Raw genomic sequence first — 21,240 nt, 5'->3', positions numbered from 1 at the left:
CATGCAAGTTGCCATTCTCATGATCCATGTGGCGATTGCCGTCGCCCTGGTCGTTCTCATCCTGCTTCAGCAGGGCAAGGGCGCCGAAGCCGGTGCCGCCTTCGGTGGCGGTGCCTCGCAGACCGTCTTCGGCTCGCGCGGGACCGGCGGTTTTCTTTCGCGTACCACGGCGGTGCTGGCTGCGGCCTTCTTCGCCACTTCACTGACCCTGGCCTACTTCGCCACCCAGGCCGGGCAGGCGCCGGAAGCGGGCATCCCCGATGCGCGCCTGATCGAGCAGCAGCGCGGCTTGCCGACGCTTGACGACGAAGCCCGTGACGTGGATAATACCGCGCCAGTGCTGGAGGAAAGCGACGACTGAGGTCGCGGTTCCGGCAGTCAAGCAAGCCGAAGTGGTGGAATTGGTAGACACGCTATCTTGAGGGGGTAGTGACCTTACGGTCGTGCGGGTTCAAGTCCCGCCTTCGGCACCATCTGAAACGCTGCGAACCCGTTGGGATCGCGAGTCGTCAGAAGCAGGATTGGCACCAGGAAGATTGCAGGCCCGCGTCTAGCGCAAGTCTCCTTGACGCAAGCGCTGTCCACGCCTACAATCGCCGACCTGGAATGTTGCGGGGTGGAGCAGTCTGGTAGCTCGTCGGGCTCATAACCCGAAGGTCATCGGTTCAAATCCGGTCCCCGCTACCATTTTCGGCTAGGCGTCCCTTCGGGGGATGCAGAGTGGCGAAAGTGGTACTACAGGTTTCTTGTGAAAGGCCCCTTCCTGCGAAGGGGCTTTTTGTTAGCAGCTTACTGCCGGCATGGGTCGGCAGGGCTTATCCGGGCAACGCCAATCAGCCACCTAGCTTTCCTGTTCACTCCCGGCCAGGTGCCTGATGCAACGGCTGTAGGAGCTTTCTCTGTGGCACTCAAGGACGCTGCGCTGCATGCGCTGATCGAACCGGTGGTCACCGCCATGGGATTCGAGCTCTGGGGCATCGAATATCGCCCCCAGGGCAAGCACTCCCAGTTGGTGATCTACATTGATCATGCCGACGGTGTGAGCGTGGACCACTGCGCCGACGTGAGCCGTCAGGTCAGTGCCGTGCTCGACGTGGAAGATCCCATCCCGGGCGAGTATCGCCTGGAGGTGTCGTCACCGGGTATGGATCGTCCGCTGTACACCCTCGATCAGTTCGCGCGCTACGCCGGGCACGAGGTGGCACTGAAGCTGCGCGTGGCCTTCGACGGACGGCGCAAGTTCCAGGGGCTGCTGGCCGGTATCGAGGAAGACGAGGTCTTGCTGCAGCTCGACGGCGAGGAGTACTGCTTTCCTATCGAAAGCATCGATCAGGCACGGGTAGTTCCGCGATTCGAGGACTGAGGCGCAGGCCAGGTTCGGTGCACAAGAACAGGTTTTCTGGCGAGGCAAAGGCATGAGTAAAGAAATTCTGATGGTCGTCGATGCGATCTCCAACGAGAAGGGCGTACCGCGTCAAGTGATCTTCGAGGCGGTGGAGGCGGCGCTGGCCAGCGCGTCACGCAAGCGCTTCGAAGGTCGCGAGGTCAGCGTGCGCGTGCACATCGACCGTCAAACGGGCGACTACGAGACCTTCCGCCGCTGGGAAGTGGTGGAAGACGACGAGTTCGAGAATCCCGACGCCGAGATCAAGGAGTCCTTCGCCGCGCGTCGCGAGCCGCCGCTCAAGCTGGGTGACGTGGTCGAGGAGCAGATCGAGAATGCCGCCTTCGGTCGTATCGCCGCCCAGACCGCCAAGCAGGTCATCGTGCAGAAGGTGCGCGAGGCCGAGCGGGCCGAGGTGGTACGGCAGTACGCCGAGCGCGAGGGTGAGCTGGTCGCCGGTATCGTCAAGAAGACCACCCGCGACGGCCTGATCATCGACCTGGGCGACAACGCCGAGGCGTTCCTGCCGCGCAGCGAGATGATCCCCGGCGAGCGCTACCGCATGAACGATCGCGTTCGCGCACTGCTGCTCAAGGTCGATGCCGAGGCGCGTGGCGCGCAGCTGATCCTGTCGCGTACCTGCCCGGAGCTGATCATCGAGCTGTTCAAGATCGAGGTGCCGGAGATCGCCGAGCAGCTCATCGAGATCAAGGGCGCGGCACGCGACCCGGGCTCGCGGGCCAAGATCGCGGTCAAGACCAACGACCGCCGCATCGATCCGGTCGGCGCCTGCGTCGGCATGCGCGGTTCCCGCGTCCAGGCGGTGTCGAGCGAGCTGCAGAACGAGCGAGTCGACATCATCCTGTGGGACGACAATCCCGCTCAGCTGGTGATCAACGCCATGGCACCCGCCGATGTCGGCTCGATCCTGGTCGACGAGGATGCGCATGCCATGGACGTGGCCGTGGCCGAGGACAACCTGGCTCAGGCCATCGGCCGTAGCGGGCAGAACGTGCGCCTGGCTTCCGAGCTCACCGGCTGGCGGATCAACGTCATGACCGAGAGCGAGGCGGAGGACAAGCGCGAGCAGGAAATCGACAGCCTGGTCGAGAACTTCATTCAGCATCTGGAGATCGAGGACGACCTCGCCCGGCTGCTGGTGGAAGAGGGTTTCACCACGCTGGAAGAGATCGCCTACGTGCCCCTCGAGGAGATGCTCGAGATCGAGGAGCTCGACGAAGAATTGGTGGAAGAGCTGCGTGCCCGCGCCAAGGACGAGCTGCTGACGCTGGCCATCGCCTCCGAAGAGGAACTCGACGGCGCTCAGCCGGCCGACGACCTGCTGGAGATGGATGGCATGGAGCGTCATCTGGCCTTCATCCTGGCCAGCCGGGGCATCGTTACCATGGAGGATCTCGCCGAGCAGTCCGTCGACGACTTGATGGACATCGAGGGCATGGACGAGGAGCGCGCTGCAGCACTGATCATGACTGCCCGTGCGCCCTGGTTCGAGAACGAACAGTAAACGGGTCACGGGCTGAGGAGGGTCGAGATGTCGGAAATGACCGTTAAGGATTTTGCAGCGAAGGTAGGGCGCGACGTGCCCCGCCTGCTGGAACAGATGAAAGAAGCCGGGCTCGAGCACAAGTCGGAGGGCGACGCTGTGTCCGAGGAGGACAAGCGCAAGCTGCTCGACTACCTGACCAAGAGCCACGGCGGCACCGGTGCCGGTGCGCGCAACCGCATCACGCTGACGCGCAAGACGCGCAGCAAGATCAAGACCGGCGAGCGCGGCAAGACCATCGAGGTGCAGGTGCGCAAGAAGCGTACCTACGTCAAGCGCGCCGAAGAGGAAGAGGCGCCCAAGCCGGAGCCGATGGAAGAGAGCGGGCCGCGCCAGCTGGTAGGCGACATGGCCGACTCCCAGGCCAAGCGCGAGGCCGAGGAGGCCAAGGCGCGCGCCGCCGAGCAGGCCGCCAGCGAAGAGGCCGCCAAGGCCGAAGCTGCCGAGGCCGTTCAAGCCCCCAAGGCCGAAGAGCCCGAGATTGCGGTGCCCGAGCTGGAGGAGCCGGAAGAAGAGACGGCCGCCCAGCCCGAGCCGCCGGCGCCGCCCAAGGAGGGCCGTACCGACCGTCGTACCGCGCCGCCCAAGAAGGCCTCGGCCAAGAAGGGCCGTCACGACCGCGACGACGACGACCGTGGCGATCGCGAAGAGCGTCGCCGTGGCGGCGGCAAGAAGGTCAAGCGCGCCGAGCGTCGCGGCGGCCGCCGCGGTGCCACCCAGAGCGGCGGCGGCAAGCACGGCTTCCAGAAGCCGACGCAGCCGATCGTGCGTGAGGTCACCATCCCCGAATCGATCAGTGTCGCCGAACTGGCCGACAAGATGTCGATCAAGGCGAACGAGGTCATCAAGACCATGTTCACCATGGGCGCGGCGGTGACCATCAACCAGACCATCGATCAGGACACCGCGGCCATCGTGGTCGAGGAGATGGGCCACAAGCCCAAGCTGATCAAGGACGACGCCCTCGAGACCGAAATGCTCGAAGGCATCTCCTACGAGGGCGAGGAGATCACCCGTTCACCGGTGGTCACCGTGATGGGTCACGTCGACCACGGCAAGACCTCGCTGCTCGACTACATCCGCAAGGCCAAGGTGGCCACCGGCGAGGCCGGCGGCATCACCCAGCACATCGGCGCCTACCACGTCGAGGACGAGCACGGCGGCGTGACCTTCCTCGATACCCCGGGCCATGCGGCGTTCACCGCCATGCGTGCTCGCGGTGCCAAGGCCACCGACGTGGTCATCCTGGTGGTGGCGGCCGACGACGGCGTCATGCCCCAGACCATCGAGGCGATCGAGCACTCCAAGGCGGCCGACGTGCCCATGGTGGTGGCGGTCAACAAGATCGACAAGCCGTCGGCCGACCCGGACCGGGTCAAGAACGAGCTGTCCCAGCACGGTGTCATCTCCGAGGAGTGGGGCGGCGACACCCAGTTCGTCCACGTCTCGGCCAAGACCGGTGAAGGCATCGAGGATCTGCTGGAGGCGATCCAGCTGGTCTCCGAGGTGCTCGAGCTCAAGGCAGTGCCGGAAGCGCCCGGCAAGGGCGTGGTGGTCGAGTCGCGCCTCGACCGGGGTCGCGGTCCGGTGGCCACCGTACTGGTCCAGAACGGCACCCTGAAGAAGGGCGACATCGTGCTGGCCGGCCTGCACTACGGCCGCGTGCGCGCGCTGACCAACGAACTCGGTCAGCAGGTCGATACCGCAGGTCCCGCCATGCCGGTGGAGATCCAGGGTCTCGACGGCACGCCGGATGCCGGTGACGACTTCATGGTCGTGGCCGACGAGAAGAAGGCCCGCGAGGTCGCCAACTTCCGTCAGGGCAAGTACCGCGAGGTGCGTCTGGCACGTCAGCAGAAGGCCAAGCTGGAGAACATGTTCAGCCAGATGGGCCAGGACGAGGTGGCCAAGGTCAACATCGTGCTCAAGGCCGACGTGCAGGGCTCGCTGGAAGCGATCAAGGGCGCCCTCGAGGAGCTCTCCACCGACGAGGTACAGGTCTCCGTGGTCTCCTCCGGCGTGGGCGGCATCACCGGCACCGACGCCAACCTGGCGCTGGCCTCCGAGGCCATCGTGGTCGGCTTCAACGTGCGTGCCGATGCCGCTGCCCGTGAGATCATCGAGCGCGAAGGGCTGGACCTGCGCTACTACAGCGTCATCTACCAGCTGATCGACGAGGTCAAGCAGGCCATGAGCGGCATGCTGGCACCGGAGTGGAAGGAAGAGATCGTCGGCGTGGCCGAGGTTCGCGACGTCTTCCGCGCGCCCAAGATCGGCGCCGTGGCCGGCTGTATGGTGGTCGAGGGCACCGTCTTCCGTAACAAGAAGATCCGCGTGCTGCGCGACAACGTCGTCATCTACGAGGGCGAGCTCGAGTCGCTGCGCCGCTTCAAGGACGACGTGCAGGAAGTGCGTAGCGGCATGGAGTGCGGCATCGGCGTCAAGAACTACAACGACGTCCAGGTCGGCGACAAGATCGAGGTCTTCGACCAGGTCAAGGTCGAGCGGACGCTGTAATCGCAGCGGGAGTAGTGCATGCGCGAGTTCAAGCGTACCGACCGGGTCGGCGACCAGCTGCAGAAGGAGCTGGCCGTGCTGATCCAGCGCGAGGTCAAGGACCCGCGCCTGGGCATGGTCACCGTCAGCGGGGTCACGGTCAGCCGTGACCTCGGCTATGCCGACGTCTACGTGACCCTGCTGGGCGAGGACAGCCCCGAGCGCATCAAGGAGAACCTCAAGGTCCTCAAGCAGGCGGCGGGCTTCCTGCGCAGTCAGATCGCCCGGCGCATCAAGCTGCGTCACGTGCCGGAGCTGCGCTTCCACTACGACGAGAGCGTGGTGCGCGGCCAGCGGCTCTCCTCGCTGATCGACGAGGCCGTCTCCAGCGACCGTGCCCGCCACGGCGACGACGAGCACGGCCCGGCCGATGGCGACGAAGGAGAGCGCGGCTGATGGCACGGCGCCGTCGCGGTCTGCCGGTCAATGGCGTGCTGCTGCTCGACAAGCCCAAGGGCGCCTCGAGCAACCATGCCCTGCAGCGGGTGCGACGCCTGCTGCAGGCGCAGAAGGCGGGTCATACCGGCACCCTCGATCCGATGGCCACCGGGCTGCTGCCGGTGTGCCTGGGCGAGGCGACCAAGTTCTCGGCGCACCTGCTCGAGGCCGACAAGGTCTATCGCACCCGGGTACAACTGGGCGCGGTGACCGACACCGGCGACGCCGAGGGCGAGGTGATCGAGCGCTGTGCGGTGCCGTCGCTGACGGCGGCGGACGTCGAGCGCGTGCTCGAGCGCTTTCGCGGCGAGATCGAGCAGACGCCGCCGATGTATTCGGCGCTCAAGCATCAGGGGCGCAAGCTCTACGAGCTGGCCCGCGAGGGCAAGAGCGTCGAGCGTGCAGTGCGCCGCGTGACGGTGTATGATGCCCGGCTGCTTGCCTTCGAGGGCGATGCCTTCGAGCTGGAAGTCCGGGTCAGCAAGGGCACCTATGTGCGTACCCTGGCCGAGGACATCGGCCGGGCGCTCGGCAGTGGGGCGCACATCACCGCCCTGCGGCGTCTGGGCACCGGTCCCTTCGACAGCGAGGGCATGCTGCCCATCGAGGCGCTGGAAGCGCTGGCGGGTCAGGATGAGCGCGAGGCGGCGCTGCTGCCGGTCGACGTGCTGGTGGCGCATCTGCCCAGGCTCGACGTCGACGAGCGCGCCAGACAGCGGCTCGTGCACGGCCAGGCGGCCAGCGTCGATGCCGGCGGCGAACAGGCCGGCAAGCTGGCGAGACTCTACTGCGGCGAGACCTTCATCGGGCTCGGCGTGGTGACGGGGCCACAGGAGGTGGCGCCGAAGCGGCTGCTCAATACGGCAGCCGAGTGAGGGGTGGCGCAAGCGCTGCCCTGTAGGGAGAGACGCCCGAGACTGCAAATATGCGTGGTCTCACACATTCACGTTTCAGGCATATTGCTTACTGGAGATACAGATGGCACTTACCGCTGAACAGAAGGCCGAGATCGTCAAGGAATTCGGCCGTGGCGACAACGACACCGGTTCCCCCGAGGTTCAGGTGGCCCTGCTGAGCGCCAACATCGATGGCCTGCAGGACCACTTCAAGACCAACAAGCAGGATCACCACTCCCGTCGTGGCCTGATCCGCATGGTCAACCAGCGCCGTAAGCTGCTGGACTACCTGAAGCGCAAGGACCTGGCGCGCTATCAGGCATTGATCCAGCGCCTCGGCCTGCGTCGTTAAACGACGCGAAGCTGGAAACGAAACGGGCAGCCCCATGGGGCTGCCCGTTTTGCGTTTCCAGGGGTGAAATCGGTGGTATAGGTGGCTCTCGCGCGCGTCAACCCCTAAAATGGTCGCCGAGTCAAAAACGACCCATACATGAAGTAGAGACAAGTTGAAGGAAGTCGCCGTGAATCCGGTCAAGAAAACGTTTCAATACGGTCGCAGCACCGTCACCCTGGAAACCGGGCGCATTGCCCGCCAAGCCACTGGTGCCGTCATGGTCACCATGGACGAAACCGTGGTGCTGTGCACCGTGGTGGCCCGCAAGGACACCAAGCCCGGGCAGGATTTCTTCCCGCTCTCCGTGCACTATCAGGAGAAGACCTACGCAGTGGGCAAGATCCCCGGCGGCTTCTTCAAGCGTGAGGGACGTCCCACCGAGAAGGAGACCCTCACCTCGCGGCTGATCGACCGCCCCATCCGTCCGCTGTTCCCCAAGGGGTTCATGAACGAGGTGCAGGTCATCTGTACGGTGCTCTCCACCGACCGCAACCATGATCCGGACATTGCCGCCATGCTCGGCACCTCCGCGGCCCTGGCGATCTCCGGCGTGCCGTTCAACGGCCCCATCGGTGCCGCCCGCGTGGGCTTCGACGAGGAGAAGGGCTACTTCCTCAACCCCACCGTGGAAGAGCTGGCCAGCTCCGAACTGGACATGGTGGTCGCCGGCACCGAGAAGGCCGTGCTGATGGTCGAGTCCGAGGCCGACGAGCTGCTCGAGGACGAGATGCTGGGTGCCGTGCTCTATGGCCACCAGGAGATGCAGGTCGCCATCCGCGCCATCAACGAGCTGGCCGCCGAAGCCGGCAAGCCCAAGTGGGACTGGCAGCCCCCCGCCGAGAACACTGCGCTCAAGCAGGCCATTGCCGCTGCCTTCGAGGCCAAGGTCGGCGAAGCCTATCGCATCACCGACAAGATGGCGCGTCAGGATGCGCTCGCTGCGCTCAAGGAGCAGGCGGTTGAGCAGCTGGCCGGTGAGGAAGAGGGCAAGTTCGACGCCGACGAGGTCAAGGGTGCCTTCGCCGGTCTCGAGAAGAAGACGGTGCGTTCGCGCGTGATCAAGGGCGAGCCGCGTATCGACGGACGCGATCACAAGACCGTGCGGCCGCTGGCCATCGAGGTGGGCAGCCTGCCCAAGACCCACGGCTCGGCGATCTTCACCCGCGGCGAGACCCAGGCCATCGTCATCGCCACCCTGGGCACCCTGCGCGACGCCCAGCTGATCGAATCGCTGGAAGGCGAGCGCAAGGACCGCTTCCTGCTGCACTACAACTTCCCCCCCTACAGCGTGGGCGAGGCCGGCTTCATGGGCGGTCCCAAGCGCCGCGAGATCGGCCACGGCCGTCTGGCGCGCCGCGGCGTGCAGGCCATGCTGCCCGACGAGGCGGATTTCCCCTACACCATTCGCGTGGTCTCCGAGATCACCGAGTCGAACGGCTCCAGCTCCATGGCCTCCGTCTGCGGCGCCTCGCTGGCGCTGATGGATGCCGGCGTGCCGATGAAGGCGCCGGTGGCGGGCATTGCCATGGGCCTGGTGAAGGACGACAGCGGCTTTGCCGTGCTCACCGACATTCTCGGTGACGAGGACCACCTGGGCGATATGGACTTCAAGGTGGCCGGCAGCGCCGCCGGTGTCACTGCGCTGCAGATGGACATCAAGATCGAGGGCATCAACGAGGAGATCATGGAGATCGCCCTGCAGCAGGCCCACGAGGCCCGCCTGCACATCCTCGAGCAGATGAACGCGGTAATCGGCCAGAGTCGCGCCGAGGTCTCCGAGAACGCGCCCTCCATGGCCACCATCAAGATCGATCCGGAGAAGATCCGCGACGTCATCGGCAAGGGTGGCGCCACCATCCGCAAGATCTGCGAGGACACCGGCGCTTCCATCGATCTCGACGACGACGGCACCGTGCGCATCTACGCCGAGGACAAGGCGGCGGCCAAGAAGGCCATCGACATCGTGCTGTCGATCACCGCCGAGGCCGAGATCGGCAAGCTCTACCGCGGCAAGGTGGTGCGCATCGCCGACTTCGGCGCCTTCGTCAACATCATGCCGGGGACCGACGGTCTGGTGCACATCTCGCAGATCGTGCCCGAGCGGGTCAACGACGTGCGTGATTTCCTCAACGAGGGTGACGAGGTGGTGGTCAAGGTGCTCGACATCGACAACCGCAACCGCGTGAAGCTCACCATCAAGGAGATCAGCGCGGAAGAGAAGGCTGCGTTCGAAGCCGCCGAGGCCGAAGTCGCGCTGTAAGCCGCACTCGACGCCGTAATGCGAACCGCCCCCATGGCCTGGCCATGGGGGCGGTTTTTTGGAGTGCTGCCACGCTAGCGCAGCGGCTTTACCTCTCGATTGCCAGGGCGACGCCCTGTCCACCGCCAATACACAGCGTAGCCAGACCCTTCTTGGCGTCACGGGCGATCATCTCGTGCAGCAGTGACACCAGCACGCGGCAGCCGGAGGCGCCGATGGGGTGACCCAGGGCGATGGCGCCGCCGTTGACGTTGACCTTGGAGGTGTCCCAGCCGAGCTCCTTGTTGACCGACAGCGCCTGGGCGGCGAAGGCCTCGTTGGCTTCGATCAGGTCGAGATCGTCCAGGCTCCAGCCGGCCTTTTCCAGGCAGCGACGGGTGGCCGGGGCCGGGCCGATGCCCATGATCGCCGGGTCGACGCCGGCGTTGGAGTAGGCGGCGATGCGCGCCAGCGGCTCGAGGCCGAGCTCCTTGGCCTTGGCGGCGGAGCAGATCATCACGGCGGCGGCGCCGTCGTTGATCGAGGAGGCATTGCCGGCGGTGATGGTGCCGTCCTTCTTGAACGCGGGACGCATGCCGGCGAGTTTGTCGGCGCTCACTTCGCGCGGGTTCTCGTCGGTGTCGAAGACCACCGGGTCGCCTTTGCGCTGGGGGATCTCCACCGGCACGATCTGGCCCTTGAAGCGGCCCTCCCGGATGGCAGCGGCGGCCTTCTGCTGCGAGGCGGCGGCGAACTCGTCCATCTCCTCGCGAGTGATGCCGTACTTCTCGGCCAGATTCTCGGCGGTGATGCCCATGTGGTAGTCGTTGAAGGCGTCCCACAGGCCGTCGTGCACCATGGTGTCGATGGCCTTCCAGTCACCCATGCGCTGGCCGTTGCGCGAGTTGGGCAGCACGTGGGGCGAGGCCGACATGTTCTCCTGGCCGCCGGCGATGATCAGCTCGGCATCGCCGCAGCGGATCGCCTGGGTCGCCAGGTGCAGCGCCTTGAGGCCCGAGCCGCACACCTTGTTGATGGTCATGGCGGGTACGGCCGCGGGCAGGCCGGCCTTGATGGCGGCCTGGCGGGCCGGGTTCTGACCCACGCCGGCGGTGAGCACCTGGCCGAGCAGAACCTCGTCGATCTGGTCGGCGGCCACGCCGGTGGAGGCCAGGATGTCTTTGATCACCAGTGCGCCGAGGTCGCTGGCGGCGATACCGGCAAGCGATCCTCCGAAGGCGCCGATGGCGGTGCGACGAGCGGCGACTATTACCACATCTTGCATTGTAATTCTCCTGAGTCGTTCACTGACGTTATCCGGACCAGCATAGGCGACTATTGTGCACTGCGGCAATCCCCCTTGGAGAAACGCCCGGCTTCGTCGCTCGGTTTCCTGGCCGGTCAGGCAAACTGGACGGGAATGGCGTTGCTGGTATGGCTGACGACGTTGCCTTCCTGCAGGTAGACGAGGCGTGGCTGGTGGTGCTCCAGTTCGGCCTCGCTGTAATGAGCATAGCTGCAAATGATCACGCGGTCGCCGGGGCCGGCGAGATGGGCGGCGGCACCGTTGATGGAGATGACCTTCGAGCCCTCTTCGGCACGAATGGCATAGGTGGTGAAGCGCTGGCCGTTGGCGACGTTGTAGATCTGGATCTGCTCGTTCTCGCGAATGCCGGACATGTCCAGCAGTTCGCCGTCGATGGCACAGGAGCCTTCATAGTTGAGCACGGCGTGGGTGACACGGGCCATGTGCAGCTTGGCCTTGAGCATGACGGTGAACATCCGGGGTTTTACCTCCAGGTAGCGCTGGGGAACCGCCTCAGTGCGGCAGGGTCAGGGTCAGGTTGTCGATCAGGCGGGTCTTGCCCAGGCGTGCGGCGGCGAGCAGCACGGCCTCGCGGGTGGTGGCGCTCACCGCTGTCAGGTCGGCGGCGCGCAGCTCCAGATAGTCGGGCTCGAAGCCGGCCGCGCGCAGCCGCGCCAGCCCCGCCTCGAGCGTAGCTGCGACGGGCTCTCCGGCTTCCAAGGCCTCGCGCAGGGCGACCAGGGTGCGCTGCAGCTCTGCTGCCGTGTCGCGCTCGCGGGCATCGAGATAGCCGTTGCGTGAGGAGAGCGCCAGCCCGTCCTCGGCGCGCACGATGGGCACGCCGACGATCTCGATGGGGAAGTGCAGATCCGCCACCAGCTTGCGGATCACCGCCAGCTGCTGGTAGTCCTTCTCGCCGAAGCAGGCCACGTCGGGCTGCACCAGGTTGAAGAGAATGGATACCACGGTAGCGACGCCGTCGAAGTGGCCGGGGCGCGAGCCGCCGCAAAGCCCTTCGCTGACCCCCGGCACACGCACCTGAGCCAGGCTCTGCAGGCCGCGGGGGTAGAGGGTGGTGTCGCTGGGCGCGAACAGCAGGTCGCAGCCGGCGGCCTCGAGCTTGGCCTGATCGTCGGCCAGGGTACGCGGATAGGCGTCCAGATCTTCGCCGGCGCCGAACTGCAGCGGATTGACGAACACGGTGGCGACCACCACATCGGCATGACGCCTGGCAGCCTCCACCAGCGCCAGGTGGCCGGCGTGGAGATTGCCCATGGTCGGCACCAGGCCGATGCGCTGCCCGCGGCGGCGATACTCGCCGAGTGCCTCACGCAGCGCCGAAATGTCTCGCAGAGTACGCAACGGCATGACTCCTGGATCTAGAGCTTAGTATCAGAAGCTGTGTTTCAGAAGCTGTGTTCCTTGGCCGGGAAGCGGCGTGCCTTGACCGCTTCGTGATAGCGGCGGAACGCATCGGGGATGTCGTCGGCCTCGGCCATGAAGTTCTTGACGAAGCGCGGCGTGCGTCCATGAGTGACGCCCAGCACGTCATGCATGACGAGGATCTGGCCGTCGGTGTCGGGGCCGGCACCGATCCCGATCACCGGCACGTCGAGGGCCTCGGTGACGGCACGGCCGAGGCTGGCCGGCACGCACTCCAGCAGAATGACCGAGGCGCCGGCATCGGCCAGGGTTTGGGCATCCTCAAGGATCTGCGCCGCCCGTTCGGCATCGCGTCCCTGCACCTTGTAACCGCCCAACTGGTGCACGGTCTGCGGCGTCAGGCCCAGGTGGGCGCAGACCGGTACCCCACGCCGGGTCAGCTCACGAATGCCCTCGGCCATCCAGGCTTCGCCCTCGACCTTGATCAACTCGGCGCCGGCACGCATCAGTTCGCCGGCGTCGTTGAGCATGCGCTCGGTGGTGGCATTGCTCATGAAGGGCAGGTCGACCATCAGCAGGCTGGCGCCCTTGGCGCGCGCCACGCAGCGAGTGTGGTAGCAAATGTCGTCGAGGGTCACCGGCAGCGTGCTGTCATGCCCCTGCAGCACCATGCCGAGGGAGTCGCCGACCAGCAGGACCTCGATACCCGCCTCGGCTGCGGTGCGGGCGAAGGTAGCATCGTAGGCGGTCAGGCAGCTGAAGGTCTCTCCAGCGCGCTTGTAGGCCTGCAGTGTGCTTAGCGTGACGGTTTTCATGGCGTGCTCTCGTTGTGTCTCGGGCGAGCGGTCTGCAGCCGCCTGCACCAATGCTGCGCATGATTGTTACCAGAATAAGGCAGTCGTGTCGACTGGTAACACTTGGCCCCTCACTCGGCGCTACTCGGGTAACACTTCAATCTCATCGCTTGTCGCAAGAGCGCTCGCCAGGGCCGCCACTGAGCGTCCATCCGGCAGCTGCAGCTGTGGCGACAGCTCGGCGAGCGGCAGCAGGACGAAGCTACGCGCGGTCATCTCGGGGTGCGGCACCCGCAGGCGCGGCAATTCCAGGCGCTCGTCACCGTACAGTAGCAGGTCGAGGTCGAGAGTGCGGGGCCCCCAGTGGCGCCGGCGCACCCGGCCATGGCGCTGCTCCAGGGCCTGTAGCTGGTCGAGCATGGCAAGAGGGGAGAGACGGGTACGCAGGTGGGCGACGGCATTGATGAAGTCGGGCTGGTCCTGTGGGCCAACCGGACGACTGGCATACAGCCGTGAGACGGCGACGCGCTCGGTCAGCGGCAGTCCGCCGAGCGCTTCGAGCGCCCGGCGCACCTGGGCGACGGGGTCTTCGAGATTGCTGCCCAGCCCGACATAGACGTCGACGAGAGGCGTCATGAGGGGCCGGAGGAGCTGCGCCGACGACGTTTGCGTGGGCGCCGGCGACGCGAGTCGCCGCCGGGGGCGGCATCGGCGCCGGCCTTCTCGAGCAGACGCCGCTGCTCATGTTCGTCGCCTTCCTGGTAGGCGGTCCACCATTCGCCGAGTCCTGCCTCGATCTCGCCGGCGGCCTCGCGCAGCAGCAGGAAGTCGTAGGCGGCGCGGAAGCGTGGATGCTCGCGGGTCTGCAGAGCGCGCTTGCCGCGCCGCTGAGGCAGGCGTTGCTGCAGGTCCCAGATGTCGCGCATCGGCATGCTGAAACGCTTGGGAATGGAGATATGCTGCAGCTGGCGCGACAGCACCTGCTGCGAGGCCAGCTGCAGTGCCGGAACGGGTGGCATGCCGTCGGCTTGCAGCGCGGCCTGGCGGCGCTGTACGGGCCCCCACAGCAGGGCGGCGAAGAGGAACGCCGGCGTGACCGGGCGCTCCTCGTGGATGCGCTTGTCGGTGCTGGCCAGGGCGTGCTCGATGAGCGGCTCGGCCCAGGGTTGCTGTGCCATCGCCTCATCGGTTTCGGGAAAGAGCATGGCGAACAGGCCGTAATGACGCAGCAGGCGGAAGGTCACCACGCCATAGCCGGCCATGAACAGCTTGAGGACTTCATCGAACAGCCGTGCCGGCGGAATCTGCAGCAGCAGCGGTGCCAGCTCGCCGATCGGCGCTTCCGAATCGGCGGCGATATGGAAGTCCAGCTTGGCGGCGAAGCGCACCGCGCGCAGCATGCGTACCGGGTCTTCGCGGTAGCGCACGGCCGGGTCGCCGATCAGGCGCAGGGTGCGCGATTCTATGTCGCGCATGCCGTCGGCAAAGTCGTGAATCGAGAAGTCGGCGATGCTGTAATAAAGAGCGTTGACGGTGAAGTCGCGTCGGATGGCGTCTTCCTGGACGCTGCCCCACACGTTGTCGCGCAGCAGCAGGCCGTGCTCCGATTGCTGGGCGATATGATCGTCGTGGTCGTCGCCGTGGGTGCCGCGGAAGGTGGTGACCTCGATCACCTCGCGGCCGAAGCGCACGTGCACGATGCGAAAGCGGCGGCCGATGATGCGCGAGTTGCGAAACAGCTCGCGGACCTGCTCGGGCGTCGCATCGGTGGCGACATCGAAGTCCTTGGGCATCTTGCCCAGCAGCGAATCGCGAATGCAGCCGCCGACCAGATAGGCCTCGAACCCGGCATTGTGCAGGCGATAGAGCACCTTGAGTGCCGGTTCGCTGAAGTGCTGACGCGACACGGGGTGCTGATCACGGGGAATGATTCGAGGGCCTGCGTGCCCCCCTGAGGCATCCTGGGGGCCGAAAAGTGTCCTGAAATGCGCGCCAGGGCTCTGCAGAAAGCGGGTAAATCCTTTGAACATGCGGCGATATCGACTCGCAGTGTGCGAAAGTACTAGAGTGTAGCGGACCGCCGACACCTTGCAAAGCGGCGTGCGGTTTCTCGCGAGGGCATCGCAGCAGGGACATGTTAAAAGAGGAGGCCCGTGGGCCTCCTCTCACAAGCTAAGGTGATGCTGCGTCCTTGCGGCTGTTTCTTCTTCGTGATGGCGCATCGCCTTGAATACGCACCACAGTCACCAAGAGTCACAGGCAAACAGTGTTGTTGTGATTGTTGACGTTCCTGGTTATGCGACCGCCTCGTATTCAAAACAATAATCCAACCACGACGGCATGAAAGATATGCCTCCCTTCGGCTTGTTGGCATTGTTGCCGAAGGTGCGCGTTTGCGGCCGTTGTTCTTGTTGGAGGCCGGGGTTGGCGCGTCGCGTCCTGATGGATCCGGTGCTTCGCTCGTGTCTTGTTGTTGTTGCAGTCGAAGCGAAGGGCGGCGTTCTCCGGGGCATCTTGTTCTTGTTGCCCCTCGCCGCGTCTCTATCACAGCCTGCCATTGTTGTTGTTGGCGCAGGCCCTGCTCTACCGATGCCTTGTTTTTGTTGTTGGCTCGGGATGCAGCCGGATGTTGTTTTTCTTGCCATGAATGTTGCACGGCATATGCCAAGCTTTTTTTAATTCATGAAAAACAGTGGCTTGCCTTGGCGTCTCAGATGCGCCCCGGCGTGCCATGGCGAATGTGTTACCTCGGTTGCGCCATGAGGGGGCAGGTTCTGGGTGGGAAGGTAACACCTGGTGCATGAGCGTATGGAAGGGCACAAAAAAGCGCCTTGGCGAAGCCGCACGAGACGCTTGGACATTAGTCGTAGAAAGGGGCGAGGCGGTCAGGCGCTGCTGCGGCGGGCCTGCTTCTTGCGTGGAATGCCCAGGCGCTGACGTCGCTCCCACAGGCACTTGCGGCTGATGCCGAGCTTCTGGGCGAGCTCCGTCTCGCTCATGTGATCCTGGTGCTCGAGCACGAAGTGCTGGAAATAGTCCTCCAGCGAAAGGTCCTCTTCGGCGTCCAGCACTTCGCTCTCGACCTGGGCGGTGGCCGGCTGGGATTCGACGATGCTGCGGGGCGCCGGTGCCAGGCTCGGCCTGAGGCCCAGATCGTCGGGGTGAATGAGATGGCCCTCGGCGAGGATCACGCCGCGTTCGAGCGCGTTCTCCAACTCCCGCACGTTGCCGGGCCAGGGGTAGTCGCGTATCTCGCGCCGCGCCGCGCGCGACAGGCGCAAGCCGTCGCGATGGTGGCGCTGGCAGGCCTTCTCCAGCAGTACGTCGGCGATCAGCAGTATGTCGTCCTCGCGCTCGCGCAGCGGCGGCAGGTCGATCTGCATCACGTTGAGCCGGTAGTAGAGATCGAGGCGGAACTCGCCGGTCTTCGACAGTGCGCGCAGGTCGCGATGCGTGGCGGCGATCAGACGCACGTCGACATGGCGGGTCTCCACCGAGCCGATGCGACGGATCTCGCCTTCCTGCAGCACGCGCAGCAGGCGCGCCTGGGCATCCAGCGGCAGCTCGCCGATCTCGTCGAGAAACAGCGTGCCGCCATCGGCGGCTTCGACCAGGCCGGTGCGGGCGGCGCTGGCGCCGGTGAAGGCACCCTTCTCGTGGCCGAACAGCTCCGACTCGATCAGGGTTTCGGGGATGGCCGCGCAGTTGACGCAGATGAGCGGGGCGTGGGCGCGTTGGCTCTGCTGGTGAATGGCGCGGGCGACCAGTTCCTTGCCGGTGCCCGACTCGCCCTGGATCAGCACGGTGACGTCGGCCGGAGCGGTCTTGCGGATGCGGGTGTAGACCGCCTGCATGGCGGCGCACTCGCCGATCATCGGCTGGCGTGCGCCGCCGGCATCGGTGATGTCAGGCGGTGAGGTGTTGTGTGTCGACCGCTGATGGAGCACCCGGGCCACGGTCTCCAGCAGCTCGTCATGGTCGAAGGGCTTGGCCACGTAATCCACGGCGCCCTGCTTGAGCGCCTCCACCGCGGAGCGCATGCTGGCATAGCTGGTCATGATCAGCACCGGGGTCGGCGCGGCGTGCTCGATCAGGTCGGTGCCGGGCTCGCCGGGCAGGCGCAGGTCGCTGATCACCAGGTCGAAGCCGCGCGGCTCCAGCGCGAGCGCCTCGTCCACGCAGCCGGCCTCGCTCACCTGGTAGTCGTGACGCTCCAGCAGCCGGCGCAGTGCGGTGCGGATGATGGCTTCGTCTTCAACGATCAGAATCCGGCTCATCGGTATGTTCACCATCCTCTCGTTCGGTGGGCAGCCACAGACAGATGCGGGTGCCCCGCTCAGCCCCCGGGGGCGGCGATTCGATCTCTATCCTGCCATGATGCTCGGCAACGATGCTGTAAACCAGGGGCAGGCCGAGTCCCGTGCCTTCGCCCGGCGGCTTGGTGGTGGTGAAGGGCTCGAAGAGGTGCTCGCGAACCCGGTCGTCGAGCCCATGCCCCTCGTCGGTCACGGTGACCTTAACCGTGTCGCCATCCGGCTCGGCATCGATGTCCACCTTGCCGCCCGGCTCGCTGGCGTCCCGTGCGTTGCTCAGCAGATTGATCATCACCTGCTGCAGCCGCTGGGTGTCGCCGAGCACCTTCAGCTCGGGAGGACAGAGATTGCGGTACCGGACATCCTCGCCCGAGCGTGCCAGCCGGATCAAGTGCAGCGCCTCTTCGGCGATGGCGGCAATGGAGACCGACGCCAGGGTGGTGTCCTTCACGTGACGACCGCCATGGGCGAAGCCCACCAGTGAGCTGACGATGCGCGAGATGCGGTCGGTCAGCTGCTGGATCTGCTGGGCGGTTTCCAGCACTTCGGGGTCGTCGGTGTCGTAGCGCAGGTTCTGGGCCAGCGAGGAGATGCCGGTCACCGGATTGCCGATCTCATGGGCCACCCCGGCCGCCAGCTGACCGATCGAGGCCAGCCGGGCGGCGTGCACCAGCTCGTCCTCGAGCCACTTCATCTCGCTGTGGTCCTCGACCAGGATCACGGTGCCGCCGCGCACGTCGTCGTCGGCCTGCAGTTCGGCGCGATGGAAGGTCAGGTAGCGGGTGTTGCCGCGCAGTTCGACCGGCTGCTTGTAGAGGTGGTCGTTGGGCTCGACCAGGGCGCGGCCCAACAGCTCGGACCAGGGCGCCGGCAGGCCGTCGCGTCTGGCCCCCACGACGCTGCCGCCGTCGATGCCGGAGAGCTCGGCCAGGGCGTCGTTCCACATCAGCAGTTCGTCATCGACGCCGAAGGCACACAGGCCCACCGGCAGGCGGGTGAGGATGCGCCGATGATAGCGGCGCAGGCCGTCGAGCTCGCGGGCCAGGCCGGTGAGCCGCGAGCGGTAGGCCTCGAGACGGCTTTCGACGAAGTGGATGTCGTCGGTGGGCTCCTGGCCGCTGCGGCGATAGGGCAGGTAGCGGTCGACGATGTCCTGGGCCACCGAGGGCCCCATCAGGCCGGAGAGGTTGGCCTGGATACGATCGCGCAGCCGGCGCAGGGCATAGGGGCGGCCATCCAGCGGCGACATGCCGAGATCGGTCAGGGCGCGCTCCACCTCACGCTGGGCGACCTCCTCGCCCAGCGCCTGGGCCAGCGGCTGCTTGAACTCCTCGCCGGTGGCGGCCAGCAGCTGCATGCGCTTGGGCCGGATCACGGCATCCACCGAACAGGCTTCGGCAGCGGCGCGCTCGCCCTCGGAGGTCCGCGTGGCCAGCGAGACGATGATGAAGACGAGCACGTTGAGCGCCAGCGACACCAGGGTGACCACGTACCAGTCCGGTTCGCCGTCGAGCAGCTCGAGTCCCGGTGGGATCAGGATCAGGGTGGGCAGGCCGGTGAGCAGCGGCAGCCACAGGCCGACGAGCCAGATGAGCACGCCGACGACCAGCCCCGAGACCATGCCCTTGCGGTTGGCCCCGGGCCAGTAGAGCAGTGCCAGCAGCCCCGGCAGACACTGGGCCATGCCGACGAAGGCGGCCAGCGCCAGGGTGGTCAGGTCGTGGTTGACGCCGACCGTACGATAGAACAGCCAGCCGCTGAGAATCACCGCGGCCATCAGCGCCCGGCGCAGCCAGCGCAGCCAGCGGTAGAGGTTGGGCTGGGCCTCGGGTGGGTGGGCCACCAGCAGCACGTGGTTGAGGATCATGCCGGACAGCGCCATGGCGATGATGACCATGGTGCCGCTGCTGGCGGCCAGGCCGGCCAGGAACGCCAGTGCCTGGACCCAGAAGGTGTCGGAGAGACCGAAGGCCAGATAGGCGGCGCCCACCAGTTCGTGGCTGCCCAGCCGCTGGCCCGCCCACAGGATCAGCGGTACCGGAATCGCCATCAGCAGCAGGAACAGCGGCAGCGACCAACTCGCCTGCAGCAGGGTGTGCCGCGACAGGGTCTCGGCGAAGGTGATGTGAAAGATGTGCGGCATCAACAGCGCGGCGGCGAAGAACAGCAGCAGCAGGGTGCGCCAGTGGGCGGCATCCGGCTGCACCACGCCGGCCTGGTAGAGCTGGCCGGGGCCGTCGAGCCAGTGCTGCAGGTCGGCGGGGCCATCGAAGACGACGAACAGGGCGATGGCGCCCAGTGCCAGCATGGCGAAGAGCTTGACCACCGAGGTCAGGGCGATGACCGCCAGCAGGGTGTCGTGCCGCGCCGGGCCCTTGCCGTGGCGGGCGCCGAAGATCATCGCGAACAGTGCGATCAGGGCGCACAGCGCCAGGGCGAGCAGCGACGGTGAGGCGGTACCGGTCATCAGGAAGATGGCATCGCCCAAGGTCTGCACCTGCAGCGCCAGCAGCGGCATCACCGCCAGCAGGCTGATCACGGTGATCATGGTGCCGACCCAGCGCGAGCGGAAGCGGAAGGCGAACAGGTCGGCCAGCGAGGCGAGCTGGTGGGTGCGGGTCATGCGCTGGATGGGCACCAGCAGTACCGGGGCCAGCAGAAAGGCGCCGGCCACGCCCAGGTAATAGGCGAGATAGCCGTAGCCGGCGCTCGAGGCCAGCTCCAGGCTGCCGTAGATCGCCCAGGCGCTGGCATAGACGCCCAGCGCCAGGGTGTAGACGGCCGGATGACGGGTCACGCGGCGGCTCAGCCAGCCCCGCTCCACCGCCAGGGCGCAGAGAAACATCAGCAGCAGGAAGCCGGTACCGAGGGCGAACACGCTGACCAGGCTAGCGTTCATCGAGCTTCCTCTTCTGCTCCAGCCACAGCGTCAGGGCGATCAGTACGCCCCAGATGACGAAGGGGCGGTACCAGGCGACTCCGGGGCTCGACCAGCCGCTCATCAGCAGCGGCGACAGCAGATAGCCGGCCAGAACCAGGAACAGCATGATGCGATAGACGTACATGGACGCTCCTCACTCCTGGCGGTGGGCCTCGGGGCGGATTCGGCTCGGTTCCCAGTGGTCGATGGCCCAGGCCAGCTGCTCCTGCACCGGCGCCGTGCCCAGCTCGGCGGGCGGCGCCTGGTCGAGTGCCGCCAGGGCGCGGTACAGCAGCGGCCGTACGGCGCTCTCCTCGCACGGCAGCGCCGGGGCCAGATTCTGCTTGGAGAGCTTCTGGCCGTCGCGATTGACGATCAAGGGCAGGTGCAGATAGCGCGGCTCGGCCAACTCCAGCGCCTGCTGCAGTTGGCGCTGCCAGGGCGTGTTGTCGAGCAGGTCGAAGCCGCGAACGATATCCGTGATGCCCTGATCGGCGTCGTCGACCACCACCGCCAGCTGATAGGCCCACAGGCCGTCCTTGCGCTTGAGCACCACGTCGCCGAGCTCGGCCGGATCGAAGCGCTGCTCGCCGAACAGGCGGTCCTGCCATACCACCGGACGCAGGCCGAGGTTGCTGCGCAGGCGCCAGGCAAGCGGCTTGTCCGGCTCGCGCGGACCGCCACGGCACCAGCCGGGGTAGACCGAAAAGTCACGCCACTGCTTGCGCGAGCAGCTACAGGGATAGGCCAGCCCCAGCGCCTCGAGCCGCTCCAGTGCCGCAGCATAAGCCGAGTCGCGTGAGTGTTGCCACAGCACGGGGCCGTCCCAGTGCAGGCCGAACGCCTCGAGCTGGCGCAGAATGGTGTCGGCGGCACCCGCCGGGCAGCGCGGCGGATCGATGTCCTCGATACGCACTAGCCATTCGCCTCCGGCCCGGCGCGCATCGACAAAGCTGGCCAGGGCGGCAATCAGCGAGCCGAAGTGCAGGGCGCCCGAGGGGGTCGGGGCGAAGCGACCGCGGTAGCCGGTCATGACGCGCTCCCGGGGATGAC

General features: G+C 66.3%; 18 protein-coding genes and 2 tRNA genes. 10 read left to right on the top strand and 10 right to left on the bottom strand.

All coding sequences use genetic code 11. The annotated features are described in order from the left end of the window. The first annotated feature begins 1 nt into the window (after nucleotide 1). The 10 genes from secG (at nucleotide 2) to pnp (ending at nucleotide 9,492) form a co-directional block, all read left to right on the top strand. A complete protein-coding gene (secG, locus tag C4S71_RS19160) occupies nucleotides 2–361 on the top strand; it encodes a preprotein translocase subunit SecG (RefSeq protein ID WP_103970227.1) in 360 nt (119 codons plus the stop codon). Between the two features lie 25 nt (nucleotides 362–386). Beyond that, nucleotides 387–473, top strand: a tRNA-Leu gene (locus C4S71_RS19155). Between the two features lie 137 nt (nucleotides 474–610). Then, a tRNA-Met gene (locus C4S71_RS19150) sits at nucleotides 611–687 on the top strand. 214 nt (nucleotides 688–901) lie between these two features. Next, nucleotides 902–1,363, top strand: coding sequence for a ribosome maturation factor RimP (rimP, locus tag C4S71_RS19145; RefSeq protein ID WP_010625701.1), 462 nt, complete (start codon nucleotides 902–904; stop codon nucleotides 1,361–1,363). Between the two features lie 52 nt (nucleotides 1,364–1,415). Further along, complete coding sequence (gene nusA, locus C4S71_RS19140; protein ID WP_086510458.1) at nucleotides 1,416–2,909, top strand: transcription termination factor NusA; 1,494 nt, start codon at nucleotides 1,416–1,418, stop codon at nucleotides 2,907–2,909. Between the two features lie 27 nt (nucleotides 2,910–2,936). Then, complete coding sequence (infB, locus tag C4S71_RS19135) at nucleotides 2,937–5,465, top strand: translation initiation factor IF-2 (RefSeq protein ID WP_103970226.1); 2,529 nt, start codon at nucleotides 2,937–2,939, stop codon at nucleotides 5,463–5,465. Nucleotides 5,466–5,483: 18 nt separating this feature from the next. Next, on the top strand, nucleotides 5,484–5,900 hold the full coding sequence (gene rbfA / locus C4S71_RS19130; RefSeq protein ID WP_086510456.1) for a 30S ribosome-binding factor RbfA: 417 nt from the start codon (nucleotides 5,484–5,486) through the stop codon (nucleotides 5,898–5,900). Next, a complete protein-coding gene (truB, locus tag C4S71_RS19125) occupies nucleotides 5,900–6,817 on the top strand; it encodes a tRNA pseudouridine(55) synthase TruB (RefSeq protein WP_103970225.1) in 918 nt (305 codons plus the stop codon). The genes rbfA and truB overlap by 1 nt, the downstream gene beginning before the upstream one ends. Nucleotides 6,818–6,920: 103 nt before the next feature. After that, the gene (gene rpsO, locus C4S71_RS19120; RefSeq protein ID WP_086510454.1) at nucleotides 6,921–7,190 is read left to right on the top strand and encodes a 30S ribosomal protein S15; all 270 of its coding nucleotides are present in this window, start codon (nucleotides 6,921–6,923) and stop codon (nucleotides 7,188–7,190) included. Nucleotides 7,191–7,359: 169 nt separating this feature from the next. Continuing rightward, on the top strand, nucleotides 7,360–9,492 hold the full coding sequence (gene pnp, locus C4S71_RS19115; RefSeq protein ID WP_086510453.1) for a polyribonucleotide nucleotidyltransferase: 2,133 nt from the start codon (nucleotides 7,360–7,362) through the stop codon (nucleotides 9,490–9,492). A gap of 88 nt (nucleotides 9,493–9,580) precedes the next feature. On the opposite strand, the gene C4S71_RS19110 is transcribed toward pnp, so the two are convergent. The 10 genes from C4S71_RS19110 to gluQRS form a co-directional block, all read right to left on the bottom strand. Next, nucleotides 9,581–10,756 (bottom strand): acetyl-CoA C-acetyltransferase, encoded by a 1,176-nt coding sequence (locus C4S71_RS19110; RefSeq protein WP_086510452.1) that lies wholly within the window; start codon nucleotides 10,754–10,756, stop codon nucleotides 9,581–9,583. Between the two features lie 116 nt (nucleotides 10,757–10,872). Then, on the bottom strand, nucleotides 10,873–11,253 hold the full coding sequence (panD, locus tag C4S71_RS19105) for an aspartate 1-decarboxylase (protein ID WP_086510451.1): 381 nt from the start codon (nucleotides 11,251–11,253) through the stop codon (nucleotides 10,873–10,875). 37 nt (nucleotides 11,254–11,290) lie between these two features. Then, nucleotides 11,291–12,139, bottom strand: a complete 849-nt coding sequence (gene panC, locus C4S71_RS19100) for a pantoate--beta-alanine ligase (protein ID WP_103970224.1) — start codon at nucleotides 12,137–12,139, stop codon at nucleotides 11,291–11,293. Between the two features lie 44 nt (nucleotides 12,140–12,183). Then, nucleotides 12,184–12,975 carry a 3-methyl-2-oxobutanoate hydroxymethyltransferase gene (gene panB / locus C4S71_RS19095; protein WP_103970223.1) on the bottom strand — a complete coding sequence of 264 codons (792 nt, stop codon included), beginning with the start codon at nucleotides 12,973–12,975 and terminating at the stop codon, nucleotides 12,184–12,186. Between the two features lie 120 nt (nucleotides 12,976–13,095). Further along, nucleotides 13,096–13,590, bottom strand: coding sequence for a 2-amino-4-hydroxy-6-hydroxymethyldihydropteridine diphosphokinase (folK, locus tag C4S71_RS19090; RefSeq protein WP_103970222.1), 495 nt, complete (start codon nucleotides 13,588–13,590; stop codon nucleotides 13,096–13,098). Further along, complete coding sequence (pcnB, locus tag C4S71_RS19085; RefSeq protein ID WP_086510447.1) at nucleotides 13,587–14,984, bottom strand: polynucleotide adenylyltransferase PcnB; 1,398 nt, start codon at nucleotides 14,982–14,984, stop codon at nucleotides 13,587–13,589. The genes folK and pcnB overlap by 4 nt, the downstream gene beginning before the upstream one ends. An 855-nt stretch (nucleotides 14,985–15,839) precedes the next feature. Further along, on the bottom strand, nucleotides 15,840–17,231 hold the full coding sequence (locus C4S71_RS19080; RefSeq protein ID WP_103970221.1) for a sigma-54-dependent transcriptional regulator: 1,392 nt from the start codon (nucleotides 17,229–17,231) through the stop codon (nucleotides 15,840–15,842). Then, on the bottom strand, nucleotides 17,209–20,166 hold the full coding sequence (locus C4S71_RS19075) for an ATP-binding protein (RefSeq protein WP_086510445.1): 2,958 nt from the start codon (nucleotides 20,164–20,166) through the stop codon (nucleotides 17,209–17,211). The genes C4S71_RS19080 and C4S71_RS19075 overlap by 23 nt, the downstream gene beginning before the upstream one ends. Continuing rightward, nucleotides 20,156–20,332 carry a hypothetical protein gene (locus C4S71_RS22635; protein WP_010625686.1) on the bottom strand — a complete coding sequence of 59 codons (177 nt, stop codon included), beginning with the start codon at nucleotides 20,330–20,332 and terminating at the stop codon, nucleotides 20,156–20,158. The genes C4S71_RS19075 and C4S71_RS22635 overlap by 11 nt, the downstream gene beginning before the upstream one ends. A gap of 9 nt (nucleotides 20,333–20,341) precedes the next feature. Further along, nucleotides 20,342–21,220 carry a tRNA glutamyl-Q(34) synthetase GluQRS gene (gene gluQRS / locus C4S71_RS19070; RefSeq protein WP_103970220.1) on the bottom strand — a complete coding sequence of 293 codons (879 nt, stop codon included), beginning with the start codon at nucleotides 21,218–21,220 and terminating at the stop codon, nucleotides 20,342–20,344. Nucleotides 21,221–21,240 lie beyond the last annotated feature (20 nt).

The organism is Billgrantia desiderata, assembly GCF_900108215.1.
GTDB lineage: Bacteria > Pseudomonadota > Gammaproteobacteria > Pseudomonadales > Halomonadaceae > Halomonas > Halomonas desiderata.
The sequence above is the reverse complement of the archived record's forward strand: the minus strand, read 5'-3'. Positions and strand labels throughout refer to the sequence as shown.